Source organism: Streptomyces spinoverrucosus (assembly GCF_006539505.1).
In the GTDB taxonomy this organism is placed as follows: Bacteria; Actinomycetota; Actinomycetes; order Streptomycetales; family Streptomycetaceae; genus Streptomyces; species Streptomyces spinoverrucosus.
On sequence record NZ_BJND01000027.1, the window covers coordinates 135,392 to 156,174 of the forward strand.

At 70.6% G+C, this 20,783-nt stretch carries 23 protein-coding genes; 2 read left to right on the forward strand and 21 right to left on the reverse strand.

Features of this window, described 5'->3' with window-relative positions:
* Window positions 1-31: 31 nt before the first annotated feature.
* The 3 genes from pyrH to rpsB form a co-directional block, all read right to left on the reverse strand.
* Window positions 32-790, reverse strand: coding sequence for a UMP kinase (gene pyrH, locus SSP24_RS20450; RefSeq protein ID WP_141311104.1), 759 nt, complete (start codon window positions 788-790; stop codon window positions 32-34).
* Between the two features lie 210 nt (window positions 791-1,000).
* Entirely contained in the window at window positions 1,001-1,837 is an 837-nt protein-coding gene (gene tsf / locus SSP24_RS20455; RefSeq protein WP_141311105.1) for a translation elongation factor Ts, read from the reverse strand.
* A gap of 176 nt (window positions 1,838-2,013) precedes the next feature.
* Entirely contained in the window at window positions 2,014-2,892 is an 879-nt protein-coding gene (rpsB, locus tag SSP24_RS20460; protein ID WP_141311106.1) for a 30S ribosomal protein S2, read from the reverse strand.
* Between the two features lie 274 nt (window positions 2,893-3,166).
* Here rpsB and SSP24_RS20465 point away from each other — a divergent pair, with 274 nt between their 5' ends.
* Window positions 3,167-3,754: a murein hydrolase activator EnvC family protein gene (locus SSP24_RS20465; protein ID WP_141311107.1), complete on the forward strand. Its 588-nt coding sequence runs from the start codon at window positions 3,167-3,169 to the stop codon at window positions 3,752-3,754.
* Window positions 3,755-3,996: 242 nt separating this feature from the next.
* Here SSP24_RS20465 and SSP24_RS20470 read toward each other — a convergent pair whose 3' ends face one another.
* From SSP24_RS20470 to SSP24_RS20550, 17 genes are all read right to left on the reverse strand, one after another.
* Window positions 3,997-4,551 carry a TetR/AcrR family transcriptional regulator gene (locus SSP24_RS20470; RefSeq protein ID WP_141311134.1) on the reverse strand — a complete coding sequence of 185 codons (555 nt, stop codon included), beginning with the start codon at window positions 4,549-4,551 and terminating at the stop codon, window positions 3,997-3,999.
* A 94-nt stretch (window positions 4,552-4,645) separates the two neighbouring features.
* Window positions 4,646-5,488: an RNA polymerase sigma factor WhiG gene (whiG, locus tag SSP24_RS20475; RefSeq protein WP_141311108.1), complete on the reverse strand. Its 843-nt coding sequence runs from the start codon at window positions 5,486-5,488 to the stop codon at window positions 4,646-4,648.
* Between the two features lie 269 nt (window positions 5,489-5,757).
* Window positions 5,758-6,918, reverse strand: coding sequence for a DNA-processing protein DprA (gene dprA, locus SSP24_RS20480; protein ID WP_141311109.1), 1,161 nt, complete (start codon window positions 6,916-6,918; stop codon window positions 5,758-5,760).
* Window positions 6,915-8,540: a YifB family Mg chelatase-like AAA ATPase gene (locus tag SSP24_RS20485; RefSeq protein WP_141311110.1), complete on the reverse strand. Its 1,626-nt coding sequence runs from the start codon at window positions 8,538-8,540 to the stop codon at window positions 6,915-6,917. The genes dprA and SSP24_RS20485 overlap by 4 nt, the downstream gene beginning before the upstream one ends.
* A 1-nt stretch (window position 8,541) precedes the next feature.
* Window positions 8,542-8,904 carry a YraN family protein gene (locus tag SSP24_RS20490; protein ID WP_141311111.1) on the reverse strand — a complete coding sequence of 121 codons (363 nt, stop codon included), beginning with the start codon at window positions 8,902-8,904 and terminating at the stop codon, window positions 8,542-8,544.
* A 129-nt stretch (window positions 8,905-9,033) separates the two neighbouring features.
* The gene (locus SSP24_RS20495; RefSeq protein WP_003993268.1) at window positions 9,034-9,342 is read right to left on the reverse strand and encodes a DUF2469 domain-containing protein; all 309 of its coding nucleotides are present in this window, start codon (window positions 9,340-9,342) and stop codon (window positions 9,034-9,036) included.
* 56 nt (window positions 9,343-9,398) lie between these two features.
* The gene (locus SSP24_RS20500; RefSeq protein WP_141311112.1) at window positions 9,399-9,920 is read right to left on the reverse strand and encodes an NUDIX hydrolase; all 522 of its coding nucleotides are present in this window, start codon (window positions 9,918-9,920) and stop codon (window positions 9,399-9,401) included.
* On the reverse strand, window positions 9,910-10,674 hold the full coding sequence (gene lepB / locus SSP24_RS20505) for a signal peptidase I (protein ID WP_141311113.1): 765 nt from the start codon (window positions 10,672-10,674) through the stop codon (window positions 9,910-9,912). The genes SSP24_RS20500 and lepB (SSP24_RS20505) overlap by 11 nt, the downstream gene beginning before the upstream one ends.
* A 367-nt stretch (window positions 10,675-11,041) precedes the next feature.
* The gene (gene lepB, locus SSP24_RS20510) at window positions 11,042-12,013 is read right to left on the reverse strand and encodes a signal peptidase I (RefSeq protein ID WP_141311114.1); all 972 of its coding nucleotides are present in this window, start codon (window positions 12,011-12,013) and stop codon (window positions 11,042-11,044) included.
* Window positions 11,901-12,995, reverse strand: a complete 1,095-nt coding sequence (lepB, locus tag SSP24_RS20515; RefSeq protein WP_141311115.1) for a signal peptidase I — start codon at window positions 12,993-12,995, stop codon at window positions 11,901-11,903. Before lepB (SSP24_RS20515) ends, lepB (SSP24_RS20510) begins: the two co-directional genes overlap by 113 nt.
* A complete protein-coding gene (lepB, locus tag SSP24_RS20520) occupies window positions 12,988-13,704 on the reverse strand; it encodes a signal peptidase I (protein ID WP_141311116.1) in 717 nt (238 codons plus the stop codon). The genes lepB (SSP24_RS20515) and lepB (SSP24_RS20520) overlap by 8 nt, the downstream gene beginning before the upstream one ends.
* Before the next feature lie 45 nt (window positions 13,705-13,749).
* Complete coding sequence (rplS, locus tag SSP24_RS20525) at window positions 13,750-14,100, reverse strand: 50S ribosomal protein L19 (RefSeq protein ID WP_141311117.1); 351 nt, start codon at window positions 14,098-14,100, stop codon at window positions 13,750-13,752.
* Between the two features lie 136 nt (window positions 14,101-14,236).
* On the reverse strand, window positions 14,237-15,070 hold the full coding sequence (gene trmD / locus SSP24_RS20530; protein WP_141311118.1) for a tRNA (guanosine(37)-N1)-methyltransferase TrmD: 834 nt from the start codon (window positions 15,068-15,070) through the stop codon (window positions 14,237-14,239).
* Window positions 15,070-15,612, reverse strand: coding sequence for a ribosome maturation factor RimM (gene rimM / locus SSP24_RS20535; protein ID WP_141311119.1), 543 nt, complete (start codon window positions 15,610-15,612; stop codon window positions 15,070-15,072). Before rimM ends, trmD begins: the two co-directional genes overlap by 1 nt.
* A 105-nt stretch (window positions 15,613-15,717) precedes the next feature.
* A complete protein-coding gene (locus SSP24_RS20540; RefSeq protein WP_014176063.1) occupies window positions 15,718-15,957 on the reverse strand; it encodes an RNA-binding protein in 240 nt (79 codons plus the stop codon).
* A gap of 2 nt (window positions 15,958-15,959) precedes the next feature.
* Window positions 15,960-16,379, reverse strand: coding sequence for a 30S ribosomal protein S16 (gene rpsP, locus SSP24_RS20545; protein WP_141311120.1), 420 nt, complete (start codon window positions 16,377-16,379; stop codon window positions 15,960-15,962).
* A gap of 278 nt (window positions 16,380-16,657) precedes the next feature.
* Entirely contained in the window at window positions 16,658-17,254 is a 597-nt protein-coding gene (locus SSP24_RS20550) for a hypothetical protein (RefSeq protein WP_141311121.1), read from the reverse strand.
* A 583-nt stretch (window positions 17,255-17,837) separates the two neighbouring features.
* On the opposite strand from SSP24_RS20550, the gene SSP24_RS20555 reads away from it, so the two are divergent.
* Window positions 17,838-18,758, forward strand: coding sequence for a class I SAM-dependent methyltransferase (locus tag SSP24_RS20555; protein ID WP_141311122.1), 921 nt, complete (start codon window positions 17,838-17,840; stop codon window positions 18,756-18,758).
* Between the two features lie 65 nt (window positions 18,759-18,823).
* On the opposite strand, the gene ftsH is transcribed toward SSP24_RS20555, so the two are convergent.
* Complete coding sequence (ftsH, locus tag SSP24_RS20560; RefSeq protein ID WP_141311123.1) at window positions 18,824-20,764, reverse strand: ATP-dependent zinc metalloprotease FtsH; 1,941 nt, start codon at window positions 20,762-20,764, stop codon at window positions 18,824-18,826.
* Window positions 20,765-20,783 lie beyond the last annotated feature (19 nt).

Sequence of the window (20,783 nt, forward strand, 5' to 3'; positions counted from 1 at the left end):
GCGTCCGGCGGACGGCATGGCTGAAACCGGGTCAGCCCCGGCTGCCCTGCTCACCCACCAGCGTGCCGATCTTCTCACCCTTGACGGCGCGGGCGATATTGCCCTCCTTCAGCAGTTCGAAGACCACGATCGGCAGCTTGTTGTCGCGGCACAGCGTGATGGCGGTGGCGTCGGCGACCTTCAGGTCGCGGGTGATGACCTCGCCGTAGCCGAGCGAGTCGAACTTGACCGCGTCCGGGTTGGTCTTCGGGTCGGAGTCGTAGACCCCGTCCACCCCGTTCTTGCCCATCAGCAGAGCCTCGGCGTCGATCTCCAGGGCGCGCTGGGCGGCGGTGGTGTCGGTGGAGAAGTACGGCATGCCCATACCGGCGCCGAAGATGACCACGCGGCCCTTCTCCAGGTGCCGTACGGCGCGCAGCGGGATGTACGGCTCGGCGACCTGCCCCATGGTGATGGCGGTCTGCACCCGGCACTGGATGCCCTCCTTCTCCAGGAAGTCCTGGAGGGCGAGGCAGTTCATCACGGTGCCGAGCATGCCCATGTAGTCGGAGCGGGCGCGGTCCATGCCGCGCACCTGCAGTTCGGCGCCGCGGAAGAAGTTGCCGCCGCCGATGACGACCGCGATCTGCGCGCCGTCGCGTACGACGGCCGCGATCTCATGGGCGATCTTGTGCACCACGTCGGGGTCCACGCCCAGGCCCCCGCCGCCGGAGAAGGCCTCTCCGGACAGCTTCAGCAGAAACCGGCCGCGTACTTTGCCGTCGTCGCTCTTCTGGGCCTTGGTGGTCATGGGGTTCTCGCCTCTTTTACGGGTTGCACATACGAGGAAGGCCATTGCCGGTGGTGGGTTTCTGATCCCCTACGCGGCAATGGCCTCCTCGTCAGATCTGCTGTCGTCCGTCACGCGCGCGTGCGCGCCGGCCCACGTGAGCGACGCGGACGACTGCGGTCGACCCTAGCGGCATTCCGCCCCGGGCCGTGCGTCGATCGCGGTACGGACTCAGATGCCGACCTTGATGCGCGCGAAGCGCTTCAGGGTGACACCGGCCTCGTCCAGGATCTTCTGGACGGACTTCTTGTTGTCGAGGGCGTACGGCTGGCCGAGCAGTGTGGCGTCCTTGAAGAAGCCGTTCAGACGCCCCTCGACGATCTTGGCGATCGCGGCCTCGGGCTTGCCCTCGGCGCGGGTGGTCTCCTCGGCGATCCGGCGCTCGGTCTCCACGACCTCGGCCGGGACGTCCTCCTTGGAGAGGTACTTCGGCGCGAAGGCGGCGATGTGCTGCGCGACGCCCTTGGCGACCTCGGCGTTCGGCTTGTCGAACTCGACGAGGACACCGATCTGCGGCGGCAGGTCGGGCATCGTGCGGTGCATGTAGGCGAGCACGAAGCCGTCGGCGAACTGCGCGAAGCGGTCCAGGACGATCTTCTCGCCGAGGTTGGCGTTGGCCTCGTCCACGAACGCCTGAACGGTCTTGCCGGCCTCGATCTCGGAGGCGAGCAGGGCCTCGAGGTCCGCCGGGGAGGTCTTGGCCACGTGCTCGGCGATCGCCTTGGCGACGGCCTGGAACTTCTCGCCCTTGGCGACGAAGTCCGTCTCGCACTTCAGCTCGACCAGGACGCCGGAGGAGTTGTCGTCGGCGATGATGGAGACCACGGCGCCGTTCTCGGCGGAGCGGCCCTCACGCTTGGCGACGCCCTTCTGACCCTTGATGCGCAGCGCCTCGACGGCCTTGTCGACGTTGCCCTCGGCCTCGTCCAGCGCCTTCTTGCAGTCCATCATGCCGGCGCCGGTGAGCTCGCGGAGCTTCTTGACGTCGGCGGCGGTGTAGTTCGCCATGAGTCTGTGAATCTTTCTCGAAGTCTGGAAGATCGAAGATCTACGGGGTACGCGCCCCCCATGTAGCCGGGGGGCGCTGTCCTTCCGCTGACCTACGGGTGAACGGCGGGAGCGGAATTCACCGCGCCGGAGGCGCTATTGGCTCAGTACCGCCCCGCCGTACGTCCCGACGGAGGTCAGGCCTGCTCGCCCTCGGCAGCCGGAGCCTCAGCGGCCGGAGCCTCGGCGGCCGGAGCCTCAGCGGCGGGCGCCTCGGCGGCGGCCGGGGCCTCCTCGGCCTTCTTCTCACCCTCGAGCAGGTCGCGCTCCCACTCGGCGAGCGGCTCGCCCTCGGCCTTCTCGCCCTTGCCCTCACCGGCACCACCGGAGCGGGCGATCAGGCCCTCGGCGACGGCGTCGGCGATCACGCGGGTGAGCAGGGTGACGGAGCGGATCGCGTCGTCGTTGCCCGGGATCTTGTAGTCGACCTCGTCCGGGTCACAGTTGGTGTCGAGGATGGCGACGACCGGGATGTTCAGCTTCCGGGCCTCACCGACAGCAATGTGCTCCTTCTTGGTGTCCACGATCCAGACGGCGCTGGGCACCTTCTGCATCTCGCGGATACCGCCGAGGGTCTTCTCCAGCTTGGCCTTCTCGCGCGAGAGCACGAGAAGCTCCTTCTTGGTCAGACCGGAGGACGCGACGTCCTCGAAGTCGATCTGCTCAAGCTCCTTCAGGCGCTGCAGACGCTTGTAGACGGTCGAGAAGTTGGTGAGCATGCCGCCCAGCCAGCGCTGGTTGACGTAGGGCATGCCGACGCGGGTGGCCTGCTCGGCGATGGCCTCCTGCGCCTGCTTCTTGGTGCCGACGAACATGACCGTGCCGCCGTGGGCGACGGTCTCCTTGACGAACTCGTAGGCGCGGTCGATGTACGACAGCGACTGGAGCAGGTCGATGATGTAGATGCCGTTGCGCTCGGTGAAGATGAAGCGCTTCATCTTCGGGTTCCAGCGACGGGTCTGGTGACCGAAGTGGACGCCGCTTTCCAGCAGCTCCCGCATCGTGACGACGGCCATGGCCGTATCTCCTTGAATGTTCTCGGTTGTGCCGCGGATGCCGGATGGCTCCCGCGCCTGACGCCCACGTGCGCCGTGCCACGAAGGACCGAGGGGCGCTGATACGAACCGTTTCCGGTGGCCGTATCGGGGCGTGCGAAGTCGACCCGGTGACCCGGATCGCCATCAGAAGTGTACGGGACCGTCGACCCGCCGGGTGACGCCGCTGTCCACAACCCGGCGGTACTCCACAGGCTTGGGCGGCGATCGCGGCTGATACGGCACGGTTCGGTCCATGCGAGCGAAGCGATGCGCACGAGCGACGTGGGCGCTACTGCTGGTGGTGGCGCCGGTGGTCCTGACCCCTACGGCCCTGGCGGCCGACCCGCCGACGCCTGCCCCGACGAGGCCGGACGCCCCGGTACCGGCGATCGGCCGCACCTGGCCCGTGGGCTTTCGCCCGCCGGTCCTCCGCGGCTGGGAACCCCCGGCGACGCGCTACGGCCGTGGCCACCGAGGCGTGGACCTTGCGGCCCCACCCGGCACACCAGTACGAGCCATCGCCCCCGGCCGCGTCTCGTACGCGGGGCGGGTGGCCGGGAAGGGTGTGGTGTCGGTGGAGCTGAGCGGCACGGGTACGCCGCCTCTCCGAACCACGTACGAGCCGGTGAGGGCGTCGGTGAGGAAAGGCGACGAGGTGGCGGCGGGTGATGTGGTCGGCACGGTGGAGCCAAGGGGTTCCCACTGCACGACGACATGCGTCCACTGGGGCCTACGCAGAGGGGACACGTACCTGGACCCGCTGTCCGCACTCCCCCCGTGGCTCCTACGCCGGGGACCGTCCCGCCTGTTGCCGGTACTGGGGGTGCCGCTGCCGCCGTAGCGGGGATGCGCGCCGCCGGGGCCGTCAGGCCGAGAGTCCGGCGGGCATGCGCGCCGCGAGCCGTCAGTCCGTCAGTCCGTCAGTCCGTCAGTCCGTCAGTCCGTCAGTCCGCGGGCAATCGTGCCGCCTGGGGCGGCACGGGTGGGCGCGGGCGGCACCCCGTCGCGCCGGGCTGCGCACCCCACCGGCGCTCAGCCCCAGCCAACGCTCAGCCGCGAACGCCGCTCACCACCAGCCAACCTTCAGCCGCGCACACCCCGCAGTACCATCCCCACCGCAGCCTCAGCCACCACCGACGGCTCCTCCACCCCCAGCTCGATCCGCCGCACAGCCGAGTCCACCACTCCCTGCACCAGCATCGCCGCCAGCCGGGGCTCCGCGTGCCCCAGTTCCCGCAGCGCCTCCACGATCATCGCCACGAGCCCCCCATGCGCCGCCCGGATCTTCTCCCGGGCCCCGGCGTCCAGCTCGCTCGCGGAGATCGCCACGACAGCCCGATGCCGCTGGTCCCCCACCAGCGCGAGCTGCGCGCGCACATACGCCTCGACCTTGGCCTCGGCACCGTCCATCGCGGCCATCGCCGCCTCGACCTCCGCCGCCCAGACCGGGAAGTCGACCTCGCACAGCTCCTCGACCACGGCGGCCCGGGAGCGGAAGTACTCGTACACGGACGACCGCGCAAGCCCCGTCCGCTCGGCGAGGGCCGGGAAGGTCAGCGCCTCCGTCCCGCCCTCGGACAGCAGGGAACGAGCCGCGTCCAGCAGGGCGGCTCGCTGCATCGACCGGTGCTCGGCCACGGAGGCCGCTCGAATCCTAGGCACGCCGACCACTTTACGGACGCACCACCCCCGGCGGGAGTGCAGCACACCACCCCGCCGGTGTTCGGCCAGGTCAACGGCCGAAGCCGGCCAGTTTCGCGCGCAACTGAAGCACGGACTTGGTGTGGATCTGACTCACCCGGCTCTCGGTCACCCCCAGCACATTGCCGATCTCGGCGAGCGTGAGCCCCTCGTAGTAGTACAGCGTGACCACGGTCTTCTCCCGCTCGGGCAGCGTGTTGATCGCCCGCGCCAGGAACCGCCGCAGCTCCCGGTCCTCGGCCACCTCCACCGGATTGTCGGCGGCGGTGTCCTCCAGCGTGTCCATGACGCTCAGCCCGTCGCCGCCGTCGCCCCCGACGTGCAGCAGCTCCTCCAGCGCCACCACGTTCGCCAGCGACAACTGGCTGAAAACAGCGTGCAGCTCATCCACCGGGATGCCCAGCTCGGCGGCCACCTCCCCTTCGCTCGGCGTCCGCCGCAGCCGCGCCTCCAGCGTCGCGTACGCCCGCTCCACGTTCCGCGCCTTCTGCCGCACCGACCGCGGAATCCAGTCCAGCGCCCGCAGCTCGTCGATCATCGCGCCCCGGATCCGCGTGATCGCGTACGTCTCGAACTTGATCTCCCGGTCGATGTCGAACTTCTCGATCGCGTCGATCAGCCCGAACACCCCGGACGACACGAAGTCCGCCTGCTCGACATTGGGTGGCAGCCCCACGCTCACCCGCCCGGCCACGTATTTCACCAGCGGCGAGTAGTGCAGAATCAGCTGCTCCCGCAGCCGCTCGTCCCCCGTCTCCTTGTACGACCGCCAGAGCTCGTCGAGCGTCGAGGGAGCGGGCGGCCGATCGCTGCCACCGTCGCGGGCGGCTGGGGGGATCGCCGCCCGGTCGGACCCGGAGGTGTGCTGGGGCATTCGTCGCCTTGTGCCGTTCTGCCGTGAAGGGTGGTACTGGGTGAGCTGTCGCTCTGGTGTCGAGTTGCCGGACTGTGTCGGAATCCTCGTGAGCGTAGCGTGACTGAAGAGTCGCGGTGTGCGAAGGACGAGGCGGGCACCGTGCGCAGAAACGTTCCACGGAGCGCTCCGCCGGGTCATGACGGTCGCTCTCCGTGACCGCCATGGCCCGCCAACTGCCGGATTTCCCAAGGGCATCGGGATTCCCCCGGACGGCCGAACACGCTCGGTCAACATCCGTCCCGCCCGCCGCGAAGGGCGATCATCGCCTGGCGTGTCAACTTCCAGCCGTCGCCGTGTCGTTCGACGTAACCAAGTGCCCTGAGTTCGTACAGCCTCGCGATCGCGTCGTCCTCCGTCGTCGGCGCGCCCCGCGCGATCTCCCCGGCGGTGGCCGTCCCGCGCCCGGGCAGCGCGGCCAGGACGTGCCGGATGCCGGGAGCCAGCAGGTCGCGCGGCAGTACCGGACCGCGCCGGACGGGGGCCAGCTCCCCCATGTCACCGATCAGCTCGACGACCTCGGCCGCGTCGGTGACCAGCGTCGCCTCCCCGCGCAGCAGCTCGTGTACCCCGGCCGACTGCGCGCTGGTGGCCGGACCGGGCACACCCATGGTGTGCCGCCCCAGCCGCTGTGCCGCCCGCGCGGTGACGAGCGAGCCGCTGCGGTGGGCGGCCTCGACGACCACGGTCCCCCTGGTCAGCGCCGCGATCACGCGGTTGCGCACGATGAACCGGCTCGGCGTCGGATGATCCCCCGGCGGCAGCTCGCCCACCACCAGCCCCTGATCGGCGATTCTGCCGATCAGCTGGGCGTGCCCGCGTGGATAGGGCCGGTCCACGCCACAGGCCAGTACGGCGACGGTGGCTCCGCCGGCGCCGAGGGCGCCCCGGTGGGCGGCGCCGTCGACGCCGTAGGCGCCCCCGGAGACGACCACCCAGCCGCGCTCGGCGAGGCCGCAGGCGAGGGTGACGGCCATATGGGCGCCGTACTCCGTGCAGGCCCGCGCCCCCACGACGGCGACGGACCGCAGCGCCCACATCCGCAGGCTGGCCCGCCCCCGCACCCAGAGCCCCAGCGGCCGACCGTCCCCCAGATCATCGAGCTGTCCCGGCCACTCCGTCTCCCCCGGGCACACGAACCGCACCCCGACCGCCCGAGCCATCTCAAGGTCCCGCTCCGGCTCGGCCCATCGAGCCCGCGCCAGCAGCCCTGCCCACCGCTTGTCACTCACCCCCGCCAAGGGCACCCCACCGCCCCGCAACTGCCGCACCACCTCACCAACCCCCAACTCCCGCACCCACCGCCCGGCGACCTCATCACCGGGTTCGAGCACCCGCGTGAGAAAGATCCGACCAAGCAGCTCGTCGTCCGGATCGTCACCGCCGGTCACGTCAGGGCCCCGATGGCCATCGGCACACCGCGTGGAACGCCGGTGCGCAGTTGCAGCGCCAGGGCCACGTCCGTCGCGTCGGGCCGGTCGTGCCCCACGAGGTCCGCCACGGTCCAGGCGACCCGCAGGACCCGGTCGAGACCGCGAGCCGTGAGCACCCCGCGCTCCAGGTTCCGCTCCGCCTCGTCCATCGCGCCGATCGCGGCGTACCAGCGGCTGCGCAGCTCCCGGCCGGGCACCTCGCTGTTCGTCCGCCATGGAGTGCCCGCGAGGCGGGCGGCCGCCCGTTCCCGGGCTGCGCGGACGCGTTCCGCGACGGCCGCGGTGGGCTCGCCGCGCGCGCCGCGGTCGGTGAGCTCGGCCCGCGTGACGCGGTCCACCTCGACGCGGAGGTCGACCCGGTCCAGCAGCGGTCCCGACAGCCGGGCCTGGTAGCGGCGGATCGCCGAGGGTGGGCACTCGCACAGGTCGTCCCGCTGGGAGAAGCGCCCGCACGGGCAGGGGTTGGCGGCGAGCACCATCAGGAACTTCGCCGGGAACCGCACCACGCCGGCACTGCGGGCAATCACGACATGCCCCGCCTCCAGGGGCTGCCGCAGGGCGTCGAGGGCCTGGCTGTTGAACTCCGGCGTCTCGTCGAGGAACAGCACCCCTCGGTGCGAGAGCGACACCGCGCCGGGCCGGGCGATGCCGGCGCCGCCGCCGACGAGCGCCTGCATGGTGGCCGAGTGGTGCGGGGCGCAGTACGGGGCGATGTCGATCAGCGGCTTGCCGGGCGGCAGCAGCCCGGCCACCGAGTGCACCGCCGTGACCTCCAGGGACTCCTCGCGGGTGAGCCGGGGCAGAATCCCCGGCAGCCGCTCCGCGAGCATCGTCTTACCGGCGCCGGGCGGACCCTCCAGGAACAGGTGATGTCCGCCGGCCGCGGCGACCTCCACCGCCGTACGCGCCGAGATCTGGCCCACGACGTCGGCCAGGTCGTGCCCGTGGTCGTGCTGGGCGGCGCCGACGCTGTGCATGCCCGTGGCCGAGCCGGTGCCAGGGACGCGCAGCCCGGCGAGCAAGGGATCGGGGCGGCCGTGTGTATCCGGTTCCTCCTCCGGCACGGGCTCGTCCGCGAGGACCGCGATCAGCTGGCGCAGACTGCGGACGCCCAGCACGGACACCCCCGGGACGAGCGACGCCTCGGCGGCCGCGCACTCGGGTACGACCACCTGCTCATAGCCCGCGTTCGCCGCCGCCAGCACCGCCGGCAGGATGCCGCGCACCGGCCGCACCCGTCCGTCCAGGCCGAGCTCTCCGATCATCACGATGTCGGCGAGCACCCGTGGGTCGATCCGCTCACTGGCCCCCAGCACCGCGCAGGCGACGGCCAGGTCGAACCCACTGCCGGCCTTCGGTACGGACGCCGGGCTGAGTCCGACCGTGAGCTTCTTCTGCGGCCATTCGGCGCCCGAATTCACCACGGCCGCCCGCACCCGGTCCCGACTCTCGGTCAGGCTCTTGTCCGGCAGCCCCACCAGCGTGAACGCGGCGACGCCCGGTTCGAGGTCGGCCTGGACCTCCACCACCACGCCCTCGACCCCGACGAGGGCGACGGAGCACGTACGTGCGAAGCCCATCTCAGGCCACCCCCCGCGCGTGCTCGACCACGGGCGCGCCGCGGTCGGGCAGGACGACGCCGATCAGGTCGATGCGGACGCCTCCCGGTGGTGCCCCTCCGTGGGCGTGGATCCAGCGTTCGGCGAGGCCGCGCAGCCGCTGGGCCTTCTCCTGTTGCACCGCCGCCATCGGATGCTGGAACCGGCCGGCCCTGCGTGTCTTCACCTCGCAGACGACCAGGGCATCCCCGTCCCGCGCCACGATGTCGATCTCACCGGTCCTGCCACAGCGCCAGTTGCGCTCCAGGACCGTCATACCGGCGGCCACCAGCCGTCGGGCGGCCAGTTCCTCGCCGTACCTGCCGAGTGCGTCTCGTGCGTTCATGTCGGCACCTCCTTGGGCGCCAACGGTCACGCATCCGCCACCAAGAAGTGGATCTTGGTGTGTTACTCAGCGGTTGTGGACAACTTCGTCACCCACACGAGCGACAAAGGCCGAGCCAGCTGCGGCTCATCACCCACTGGGCAGTTCGAGATCGCTCTTGTTCAGCTCCTCGATGTTCACGTCCTTGAACGTGAGGACACGCACCTGCTTCACGAACCGAGCCGGCCGGTACATGTCCCACACCCAGGCGTCCGCCATGGACACCTCGAAGAACACCTCTCCCTGGACCGAGTGCACCTGCATCTCGTAGTCGTTGGTCAGGTAGAAGCGCCGCTCGGTCTCGATCACGTATTTGAACAGACCGACGACATCGCGGTACTCCCGGTAGAGCTTGAGCTCCATCTCGGTCTCGTACTTTTCGAGGTCCTCGGCGCTCATGGCATGTTCCCCTTCAGCCGTGCGATCCCACCATTGTGCGCCAGTCCCGTGAGCCCCTAGACGATTTCCGTGTCAAGGATCTCGGGCCTGGCAGGGGGACCTTCGTCGAGCAGCCTGCGCAGCAGCTCGGCGAGTCTGGTCGGATACACCGTCTCATGAGCCCGGGTCAGTTCCTCACAAGTCCACCACCGGGCTCCCACGACGCTGCGTCGCTCCAGCTCGGTGAGGGCGGCGGCCTGCGTCGCCGTCTGGGTGGTGCGGGCCAGGTAGTACCACTCGTCCTGGTCCCAGCGGCGCCCGGCGAACGGGAAGGAGCACATCCGCCGCCACAGCACCGGACCGAGCTGGACCTCTGTGATTCCCGTCTCCTCCGCGAGTTCCCGCAGCGCGGCCTCCTCACGGGTCTCCTCGCCCTCCAGTCCGCCGCCCGGCGTGAACCACCAGTCGTCCGCCGGATCGTCCGGCTCGTGGCCGTGCAGCAGCAGGATCCGGTCTTCCGGGTCGAGCAGCACGACCCGCGCCACCTTGCGCGCACGGCCGCCGTCGAGCTCGTACCCCTCCGTGGCCTCAGCGGGCACGGGCGGGCTCCGTCCTCGCCCGCGATCCCTGACGCTTCGCGATCGGCCCGTACGCGGCACCAGCGAGCACCAGCACGGCGCCTACGACGATCAGGGCGCCGATCGTCCGCAGCGGCCCCGGCGCGGACAGGCTGCCGAGGGCCTCGAAGCCCGTGGGGCGTGCCAGCATGCCGTTCATGGGCCAGACCACGGCGTCCACCCGGGCGGAGACGTCGTCGCGGGCCACGGTGCCGCTCGCGGCGTCCGTGAGGTGGGCGGTGGAGTCGAGGGAGCCGTGCCGCTCGTCGCCGAGCAGGAACAGCCGGCCCTCGGGCACGGTCACGCCGAAGTTGATGTCCGAGGCCCGCTGACCCTTGGACAGATACGGTTCGTCGATCTCCTTGCCGTTGACGGTGAGCTTGCCGTCCTGGCAGCAGGCGACCTTGTCACCGCCGACGGCCACTACCCGCTTGATCAGCGGCGCGTCGCCCCAGGCCGCATCCTTGAACACGACGACGTCACCGCGGCGCACCTCGGCGCCGTCGACACGCTGGGCCAGCACCCGGTCGCCCGCGTCGATGGTCGGCGTCATGGAGCCGGTGGGCACGGTGTACGGCAGATAGATCACCGCTGCCCAGCCGAAGCCGCCGAGGAACAGCACGAGGCCCAGCGCGACCGCCAGCCCGGACAACCGCTGTCCGATCCGGCCGCCCGCCGGGCCCTTGCTCGTCCCACCGCTGTGCGGGGCCGTACGTGTCGCGCTCTCGCCACCCATGGATCCGCACCCTACCCGGCGGTACCAGGCCCGGTCAGCCCTCCATCCCGCCTCGCGCGCACAGCTCCACGATGACTTCACGCGGGCCAGAGGCCCCACCGACGCCCAGGCCGCCGACCGGCCCGCGACGGCGAGAACACCCGACCGCCGGTTCGGCGACGCGGATCAGACCTCCAGCCGCCGACCAACACGCCGATCAGCCGTCGGCCGCCGACCGGACCACGACACGAAGCAGACCTCCGCCGCCGGACCGCGACGCGAATCAGACCTCCGGTCGCCGACCACCACGCCGGTCAACCGTCGGCCGCCGCCCAGCCCGCTCCGCAGCTCAGCTCAGGCCCCCGGCCGCCACACCGCGAGCGACCGGTCACTCCCCCGGCCGCCGACGGCGCCACAGTGCCACCGGTACAACCCCCGCCAGCGCCAGTGCGTTCGGCGCGTTGGTCAGGGCCGCTGTCGTGGCCGACTGGTCGTTCAGGCCGGGCTGGTCGAAGGTGTCCGGTACCGGGAGGGTGCCCCAGCGGTTGATCGGCCAGGCCTTCACGATGGCGCGTCCGACGACCTTGTCGACCGGGACCATGCCCTTGTTGGCGTCGCCCTGGTTGTAGCGGGAGTCCCGGGAGTTCTGCCGGTGGTCGCCCATGACCCAGATGAAGCCCTCGGGGACCTTCACCTTGAACTGGCCGCCCTGGTCGTCCTGGCTGCACGGCGTGTTGCCGGGGTAGACGTACGGCTCGTTCAGCGCCTTGCCGTTGACCTTCAGCGGGCCGGTGCCGTTGCACTCGACGGTGTCGCCGCCGACGCCGATGACACGCTTGATGAGGTCCTTCTCCTCGGCGGACGGCATCAGGCCGATCCAGCTCAGGAACGTCTGCAGGGCGTTCGGATCCGGCGTCGGCTCACCCGCCAGCCAGTTGTCGGGGTCGTGGAAGACGACGACCTCGCCGCGCTCGGGCTCCGAGCCGAACCAGGGGGTGAGCTTGTCGACGAGTACGCGGTCGCCCTCCTGCAGGGTGTTCTGCATCGAGTCGGAGGGGATCGAGAACGCCTGCACCAGGAACGTCTTGATCAGCAGCGCCAGCACCAGCGCGATACCGATCAGGATCGGCAGCTCCTTCCAGAAGGAGCGCTGCTTCTTCGGCTGCTTGGGGGCAGGGCCCGACGGCCCCTGATCCCCGGTCTGGCTCTGCTCGTCCGTCACCGTGCCGTCCTCGGCCGCCTGGCCTTCATTCCCGGAGCTTACGGCGCTGTCCGTGGCCCGGGGGGCCGCTTCCACGGGGCGTCCGCGGTGCTCCTCGCCGTCGTGTCCGGACCGTGCGCCAACCGCCACATCCCCCACGCCAACTCCTTACTCCGTGCCACCGCCTGCCCCACATACGACGCAGGCCCACCACTCCCATAACGAGCGGGAGTTCCGCAGGGCTCGGGAGCTGGATCGTTCCGTTCGAATCGTCGGTGGCAACCCTATGCGACGGCTGGGGGGCCGCGGTCGACCCGCCCGCCGAGTCGGACACGGAAGCGTAGGTTTTCGGTTCGTTCAGCGTGGTCCAGTGGGCCAGCGGCCAGGCGATCACGACGGCCCGGCCGACCACCTCGTCCACGGAGACGGTGCCGCCGTAGTCGGTGTCCTGGTGGGAGCGGGAGTCCGCGGAGTTGGACCGGTGGTCGCCCATCACCCACAGCCGGCCCTGCGGCACGGTGATGTCGAACGGGGTGGCGGACGGCTCGTCGCCCGGGTTCAGATAGTCCTCGTTCAGCGGAACGCCGTTGACCGTGACCCGCCCCTGCGTGTCACAGCACTGCACCCGGTCACCGCCGACGCCGACGACCCGTTTGATGAGGTCCTTCTCGTTCTCGGACGGCAGCAGGCCGATGAAGGTGAGCCCCTCCTTGACCTGCTTGACGACGACGGGGTCCTCCTTCTGCGGCGTGGGCTGCTCGTCCTGGAGCCAGCCGCCGGGGTCCTTGAAGACCACGACGTCGCCGCGCTCGGGCTTGGAGCCGAACCACGGCGTGAGCTTGTCGACCAGGACCCGGTCGCCGATCTGGATCGTCTGCTCCATGGAGCCCGAGGGAATCACGAACGCCTGGACCAGGAACGTCTTCAGGACCAGCGCTATCAGCACGGCCACACCGACCAGGAGCGGTATCTCCTTTATGGCCGACCGGCGTCGGCGCCGTTTGACCTTCCGCTGCAGCTTGCGCCGCTCCGCGCGCGTACGGCCGCCCCCGGCCGGGGCGGCGGCACGCCGGGTGCCGGTGGGCAGCAGGTTCTCGGCGGCACTGACGGGCGTACCGCGCGGTTTGCCGCGGTTACCCATGCGTACCCTCCGGCGCGGGCACGCGCGCGTAGGCGCCGGTTCGGTCCAGGTGGGTGGCGTGGCCGAGGGGCCAGACGATCCAGTCGGCCCGGCCGATCACATCGCCGACGGGGATCATGCCGCCGCCGGGTGAGCCGAGGCGGTCGCGGGAGTCGCTGGAGGCGCTGCGGTGGTCGCCGAGGACGAACAGGGTGCCGTCGGGCACGACGACGTCGAAGGGCACCGTGGACGCGCTGTCGCCGGGGTACAGGAACGTCGACTCGTCGACGGACCGGCCGTTCACCTGGAGCCTCCCCTCCTTGTCGCAGCAGACCACGTGATCTCCACCCACACCCACAACACGTTTGACGTAGTCGGCGTCCCCGAAGTTTCCGGCGCCGTCGAACACGACCACGTCGCCGCGGCGCGGCTGAGCATCGAAACGGTACGCCAACTTATTTACGAGAACGCGGTCGCCGATCCTCAATCCCTGCTCCATCGAGCCACTGGGGATCTGGAACGGCTGCATCACGAACGTGTTGAGCAGCAGCGCGAACACCAGGCAGACCAGCAGAGTCAGGGTGATCCGTCCGCCCGGCACCCACCCGGCGACCCGCGCCACCAACGCGAAGCGCGACCGGCCCTCCGGTCCCTCTGTGTCCGAGATCTCCTCGGCATCGGAAGGGCGGGAGGAGCGGTCGCGCTCCGTCGGCTGTGCTTCGGTGTCCATCGGAGCCAGATGCTATCCGGCCCCGCTGTGAACCCCGGGAGGCGCTCAGCTCTCGCGCTTCTCCTTGATCTTCGCGGCCTTGCCGCGCAGGTCGCGCAGGTAGTACAGCTTGGCGCGGCGGACGTCACCCTTGGTGACGAGCTCGATCTTCTCCACGATCGGGGTGTGCACCGGGAAGGTGCGCTCGACGCCGACGGAGAAGGAGACCTTGCGGACCGTGAAGGTCTCGCGCACGCCGGAACCCTGGCGACGAATCACCACGCCCTTGAACTGCTGCACACGGGAGCGGTTGCCCTCGATGACGCGGACGTGGACGTTCACGGTGTCACCCGGGCGGAACGCCGGGACGTCGCTGCGCAGCGACGCGGAGTCGACGGAGTCGAGCAGGTGCGACATTTCGTCTGCTTTCTTCGCTGATGCCACAGGTCATCAACGGAAACTAGGTTTCTGGTACGAGAGTCGTGCGGGTCGAAAGCGGGCGTCGTGTCCCCCTGTGGCAGGGGCGCACGCCGGACGGGCGCACAACAGCGGTCTATTCTTCCACGCCCTCGGTCCTGCGCCAAAATCGGCCGTACGGCTCCCCTGCGGGGTCCGGTTCCCAGCCCAGGATGGAGAGCATCTCGCGGTCCTTCTTGTCGAAGGCCTTGGGATCGCACCGCTCGATCAGGTCCGGCCGGTGGGCCGTCGTACGCCGCAGCGCCTCGTCGCGCCGCCAGCGGGCGATCTTCCCGTGATGCCCGCTGAGCAGCACGTCCGGGATCCCGCGGCCCCGCCACTCGGGCGGCTTTGTGTAGACGGGCCCCTCCAGGAGGTTGGCCATGGCTCCGGGCGCGAAGGAGTCGTCCCGGTGCGACTCGGCGTTCCCGAGGACGCCGGGCAGCAGCCGCGCCACGGCCTCCGTGATGACCAGTACGGCCGCCTCCCCGCCGGCGAGGACGTAGTCGCCGATGGACACCTCGTACACCGGCATCCGGGTGGCGTACTCGTCGATGACCCGCCGGTCGATGCCCTCGTAGCGGGCCGGGGTGAAGATCAGCCACGGGCGCTCGGAGAGCTCCACGGCGAGTTCCTGGGTGAAGGGGCGGCCGCTGGGCGTGGGGACGATCAGGGCCGGACCGTGGGCGCCCGCCTCGTAGCCGTCGGCGAGAACGGAGTCGAGGGCGTCGCCCCAGGGCTCGGTCTTCATGACCATGCCGGGGCCGCCGCCGTACGGCGTGTCGTCGACCGTGTGGTGGCGGTCGTACGTCCAGGTGCGCAGATCATGCACGTGCACCATCAGCTGTCCACGCGCGCGTGCCTTGCCCACCAGCGAGACGTTCAGCGGGTCGAGGTACTCGGGGAAGATCGTGACGACGTCGAGCCGCATCAGGACTCATCCCTGGACGAGGCGATGTCCGCGCGGTCGTCGATCAGCCCGGGCGGCGGGTCGATGACGGCCCGCTGCTCCTCCAGGTCGATCTCGGTGACGATCTCCTCCACGAACGGGATCATGACCTCGCTGCCGTCGGCGCGCTCGACGATGAACAGGTCCTGCGAGGGCAGGTGCGAGATCTCGGTGATCCGGCCGACGGCCACCCCGTCCTTGGTGACGACGTCGAGGTCGATCAGCTGGTGGTCGTAGTACTCGTCCTCGCCCTCGGGCAGCTCGTCCGGGTCGATCTCGGCGATCAGGAGGGTGTTGCGCAGGGCCTCTGCGCCGTTGCGGTCGCTCACGCCCTCGAAGCGCAGCAGCAGACGGCCGCTGTGCACCCGGCCGGTCTCGATCGTCAGCGGGCCGACCGAGGCCGGGTCGGTGGCCAGGACGGCGCCGGGCGCGAGCCTGAGCTCGGGCTCGTCGGTACGTACCTCCACGGTGACCTCGCCCTTGATGCCGTGGGCACGGCCGATCCGTGCGACTACCAGCTGCACTGTGCTTGCTCTCCTGTCATACGACTGGCCGTGCGGACGGCCATACGACGACGGGCCGGGGACGGCCCTGTGGCCCTCCCCGGCCCGAGCCGGTTGCGATAAGCGTCAGCGGACTTGGTCCACGTCGACGAGGTCGACACGGACTCCCCGGCCGCCGATGGCGCCCACGACGGTGCGCAGAGCGCGTGCGGTGCGGCCGTTGCGGCCGATCACCTTGCCGAGGTCGTCGGGGTGGACCCGGACCTCCAGCACACGTCCACGGCGCAGGTTGCGCGAGGCGACCTGCACATCGTCAGGGTTGTCGACGATGCCCTTCACGAGGTGCTCGAGAGCCTCCTCGAGCATGCTCAGGCCTCGGCCGACTCGGACTCGGCAGCAGCCTCGTCCTTCTTCTCCGCCTTCTTCTTCTGGGTGATCGCCTCACCCTTGCCCTCTTCGTCGCCACCGAGGGCCTCGAACGTCGGGCGGGCCTTCTTCGGCTCGGCGGTCAGCAGCGGCGCCGGGGCGGGCTCGCCCTTGAACTTCTGCCAGTCGCCGGTCTTCTTGAGGATGGCGAGCACGGGCTCGGTCGGCTGGGCGCCGACACCGAGCCAGTACGCCACACGCTCGGCGTCGACCTCGATCACCGACGGGTGGTACGTCGGGTGGTACTTGCCGATCTCCTCGATCGCACGGCCGTCACGGCGGGTGCGGGAGTCGGCGACGACGATGCGGTAGTGAGGCGAACGGATCTTGCCCAGACGCTTCAGCTTGATCTTGACTGCCACGGGAGTGGGTTCTCCTGGATTTGACGTGGTTGGGCACGGCGAGATGGCCGCGTGGGGTTGCGGTACCCGAGTGCCCGATGGACGCGTCAGCCGGAGGAGAGAGGGGTCCTGTGCGGCTGTCGAGTACAGCTAGCCATTCTGCCACACCCCGCGGACCGCTTCAGACCGAGGGTGCGCCGAGGCACGCCGGAGCGACACCCGGCGTCCCCGCGACCGACGCCGGGTGCGCGGCCGGCGGCGCTACGGGTGCCGCACGGCTGCCACGAGCAGCCGTGCGCTCACCTCGCGCCCGCGCCCACCACCTCGGGGATCCGGAACGGCTTGCCGCAGCCGCCGCAGACGATCGGGGCCTGGGCGAGGACGGACGGGACGACCCGCACATTGCGGCCGCAGTCGCACACCGCCTTGACCCGGACGCCGCCGCCGGAGGAGCCGTGGCGGGCGGCCGGGCCGCGGAAGGCACGGCCGGTGTCGGCGGTGGTGGCGGCGGTGTGGGCCTTCAGGGCGCGCTGGAGGCGCTCGATCGTCGGGCGGTAACGCCGCTTGGCCTCGGGGTTGAGCGTGACCAGCGAGAAGCCGCTGCTGGGGTGCGGCTCCTCGGGGTGGTCCAGGCCCAGCTCCTCGGCGATCGCGAGGAATCTGCGGTTGTGGTACCGGCCGGCGCGGGAGGTGTCGCGGATTCCGCGCGCGGCGGCGATGCCGTGGACTGCCTCATGAAGCAGCCGTTCGAAGGAGAGTTCGTGTCCGCAGGCGGACGACGACTCCCCGATCAGGGACTCGGGCGCGGCAAGGTCCGGCAGCTCGGGGTGGTACCGCTGAATGTCGGCCCACGCCTGTGCCAGCTCTGCGGCGAGAACAGGTGGTGTCGTGCTCACGTAATGACAACGAGCCTGAGTCCCGCCGTGTTCCTATTCCGGGGCATCCCAAATAATTTGCACGTACCCGTCAGTTGCCGCTGATGCGTCCTGACGAGGGCGGGTGCGCTGATCTGCGGAGAAGCCGCACAGCTCATACCAAGGTGGTGCGTAGCCTGACGTACGACCCGGCGCGTAGAGCGTGTCCGCACGCCGGGGCGTGGGGGTCCGCGGGTGCGCAAGAGCTGTTTCGGCCACCTCGCGCCCGCGTTTCGCACGCGTGCGGTACGACCGTGACCATACCTGGTCCGCGCCCTGGGCCCGTCACCGCCCCGCCCCCGTGACCCACGGTCATCACCTACGGCATGAACACGCCACTCAACGTCCCCTCGGACGGAGGAATTCCGTCGCAAAGAGGGACACCAGCGTTGCCGGAATGTGAATTCTCGCCACTCACGGGGACACCCCACAAGCGGGCCGCCGCGACCCCTGGACGGCGCCGCGGGCTCGGAGTTACCTGGCATACGGGGGGAGGGTGGACGTACGCGACGGGGGCGACGAAAACCGGTACAGCGGCAACTCTCTGCGGATTGGGGCGCTTTCGATGACACCTACGCTCGTGCGGCAGCACCAGCCTCACGCGGGACCCGCACCCCGTGTGGACCTGCGTGCACGCGCGCGTGACTGGTCGGAGATCCAGGAGCGGATGCTCGTACCGCTCTACGAGGCCGTCTACGAGCGACTGGACGTGGGACCCGGCACCCGGCTGCTGGGCCTGGGCTGCGGTTCCGGACTCGCCCTGCTGATGGCGGCCGCCCGGGGCGCCGCCGTCACCGGTGTCGAGTCCGCCTCCCCCGAGAGACTGGCCCTCGCGCGCGAGCGCCTGCTGCCGGAGACACGCGAACGCCTGCTGACGGAGACAACGGAGGCGACGCAGGCACAGGGCACGCGCGCGCGTACGGGCGCCCGGCTGGTCGAGGGCTCCCCGGAGGACGCTGTCCCCGAGGCGGCCGCCGACGTGCAGGCAGCGGCGTACACCCTCGTCACCGCCTTCGAGCCCATCGGGTGTCTCGCGGGTGACGCGGAGGGCCTCGGTGGGCTGCTCGCCGCGGCGACACCGCTCGCCGAGCGGGACGCGCCGGTGGTGCTGGCCGGCTGGGGGCCGCCGGAACGGTGCGCCACGTCGTCGGTGCTGCGGGTGGCCACCAAGCTGGCCGATCCACTGCGCGGCGGCGGCAGTTGGCGCCCGGCGCTCCGCGACGACCTGGAGGAGGTCGCCCAGCGGGCCGGGCTCAGGCCGGACGGTTCGGGCCGGGTCGCCTGCGCGTTCGGGTACGCCGACGTGGACAGCGCGGTGCGCGGGCTGCTGTCGACCGGGCTGTTCGACGCGGCGATCACGGCGACCGACCAGGAGCAGGTGGACAAGGAGCTGACCGAGGCGCTGCATCCGCACCGGCGGCCCGACGGCACGGTGTGGATGCCGAACGTGTTCCGCTATCTGATCGCCCGGACTCCCCAGAGGTGACGCCGTAGGGAAAGCGGAGGGTGCGTGAGGCGCCCCGAGCAGTGGCCTTCCGGCCAAGGGCCGCCCTACCCCTCCGCATCCACCTTGGCCAGCCGCGTGATCCCCGCGATCCGGTACGCGTCCGCCTCCTCCAGCGTCTCCCGCTCCAGCAGCGCCTCGGCCAGCGCGTCCAGTTGACCGCGGTGGTCGCGCAGCTTGCGACAGGCCTCCTCGTAGCACTCGTCGACGATCCGCCGCATCTCGCCGTCGATCACGTCCAGCGTCTGCGGCGCCGCCGCCAGCCCGTACGCCTGCTGCGCGTCGTTGGGCAGCGCCGACAACCGGCCCACCTGCCGGCTCATGCCCCAGCGGGCGACCATCCCGCGCACGATCTTGGTGACCTGCTCCAGATCGTTCTCCGAGCCGGTCGTGATGACGCCGTAGACGACGTGTTCCGCTGCCATCCCGCCCAGCGCGCCGATGATCCGGCCGCGCAGGTACTCCTCGGTGTACGCGTACTTGTCCGATTCCGGCGTCGACAGCGTCACCCCCAGCGCCCTCCCGCGCGGCACGATGGTGATCTTGCGGACGGGGTCGGCGCCCGGCTGCAGCATGCCCAGCAGGGCGTGTCCGCTCTCGTGGTAGGCGGTGCGCCGGCGTTCCTCCTCGGGCATCACCAGCGCACGTTCGGCACCCAGTTGGACCTTCTCCAGCGCCTCCGACAGGTCGGACTGCGTCACCGTCTGCTGCCCCCGCTTGACGGCGAGCAGGGCGGCCTCGTTGGCGAGGTTGGCCAGCTCGGCGCCGGTCATCCCCGGGGTCGTACGGGCGACCTGGGCGAGGTCGACGTCCGGGCCGAGCGGGATCTCCCGGGTGTGGATCCTCAGGATCGCTTCGCGGCCACCCCGGTCCGGCGGCGCGACGTTGACGACCCGGTCGAACCGGCCGGGCCGGGTCAGGGCCGGGTCCAGGACGTCCGCGCGGTTGGTCGCGGCGATCACGATCACGCCCTCCGAGCCCGAGAAGCCGTCCATTTCGGTCAGGATCTGGTTCAGGGTCTGCTCGCGCTCGTCGTGCCCGCCCACGGCGGCGCCGCCGCCACGCGCCCGGCCGATGGTGTCGATCTCGTCGATGAAGATGATCGACGGGGCCACCTTCCGCGCCTCCGCGAACAGTTCCCGCACACGGGACGCGCCCACACCGACGATCATCTCGATGAACTCCGACGCGGACGCCGAGAAGAACGGCACCCCCGCCTCCCCCGCCACCGCCCGCGCGAGCAGTGTCTTGCCGGTGCCGGGCGGGCCGGCGAGCAGCACACCGCGCGGCATCTTGGCGCCCATCCGCCGATAGGCGTCGGGGTTCTTCAGGAAGTCGACGACGTCGTTGAGCTCGCCCTCCACCTCGTCGATGCCCGCCACGTCCGCGAACGTCGTCCGCTTCTCCCCCGGCTCCAGCTCGACCGGCCTGGGTGGCGGCTTGCGCCCGAACATGCCGCCCGCCCCGCCCAGCCCCGCCCTCATCCGCCGTGCGATGAAGACCCACAGCACGACGAGCAGCAGCAGCGGCGCCAGCGAGATCAGCAGGTTGGTCAGAAAGCCGCGCTGCTGGACGACCGGCTCCGCGGTGACCGTGACGTTGTGCCTGGTCAGTTCCTCCCAGAGCTGGTCGTCCGCGAAGGCCGGCCGCTGCGTCTTGAACCGGGTGTAGGTGCCCTCGCCCTCGGGGTTGTCCTGGGCCTTCTTCAGCTGGCCCTGGATCGCGTCACCCTTGGCGTAGATCTTGCTGACGTTGCCGTCGTCGACCTGCCTGCTGAACGCCGTGTACGAGATGGTCGGCTCTTCCTCGTCGAGGAACGACAGCACGACGTTGGCGATCAGGAACACGACCAGCGCGGTGACGACGAGGCTCCACCAGCCGCCGCGCATCCGCCGCCCGCCGGGCGCGGACTTCGGCGGCTCCTCCGGGGCGCCCTCGGTGCGCCAGGGCTGGTCCGGCGACTTGCGTGGCGGCGCGGGGTTGGTCATATCGGGACGTTACGCCACA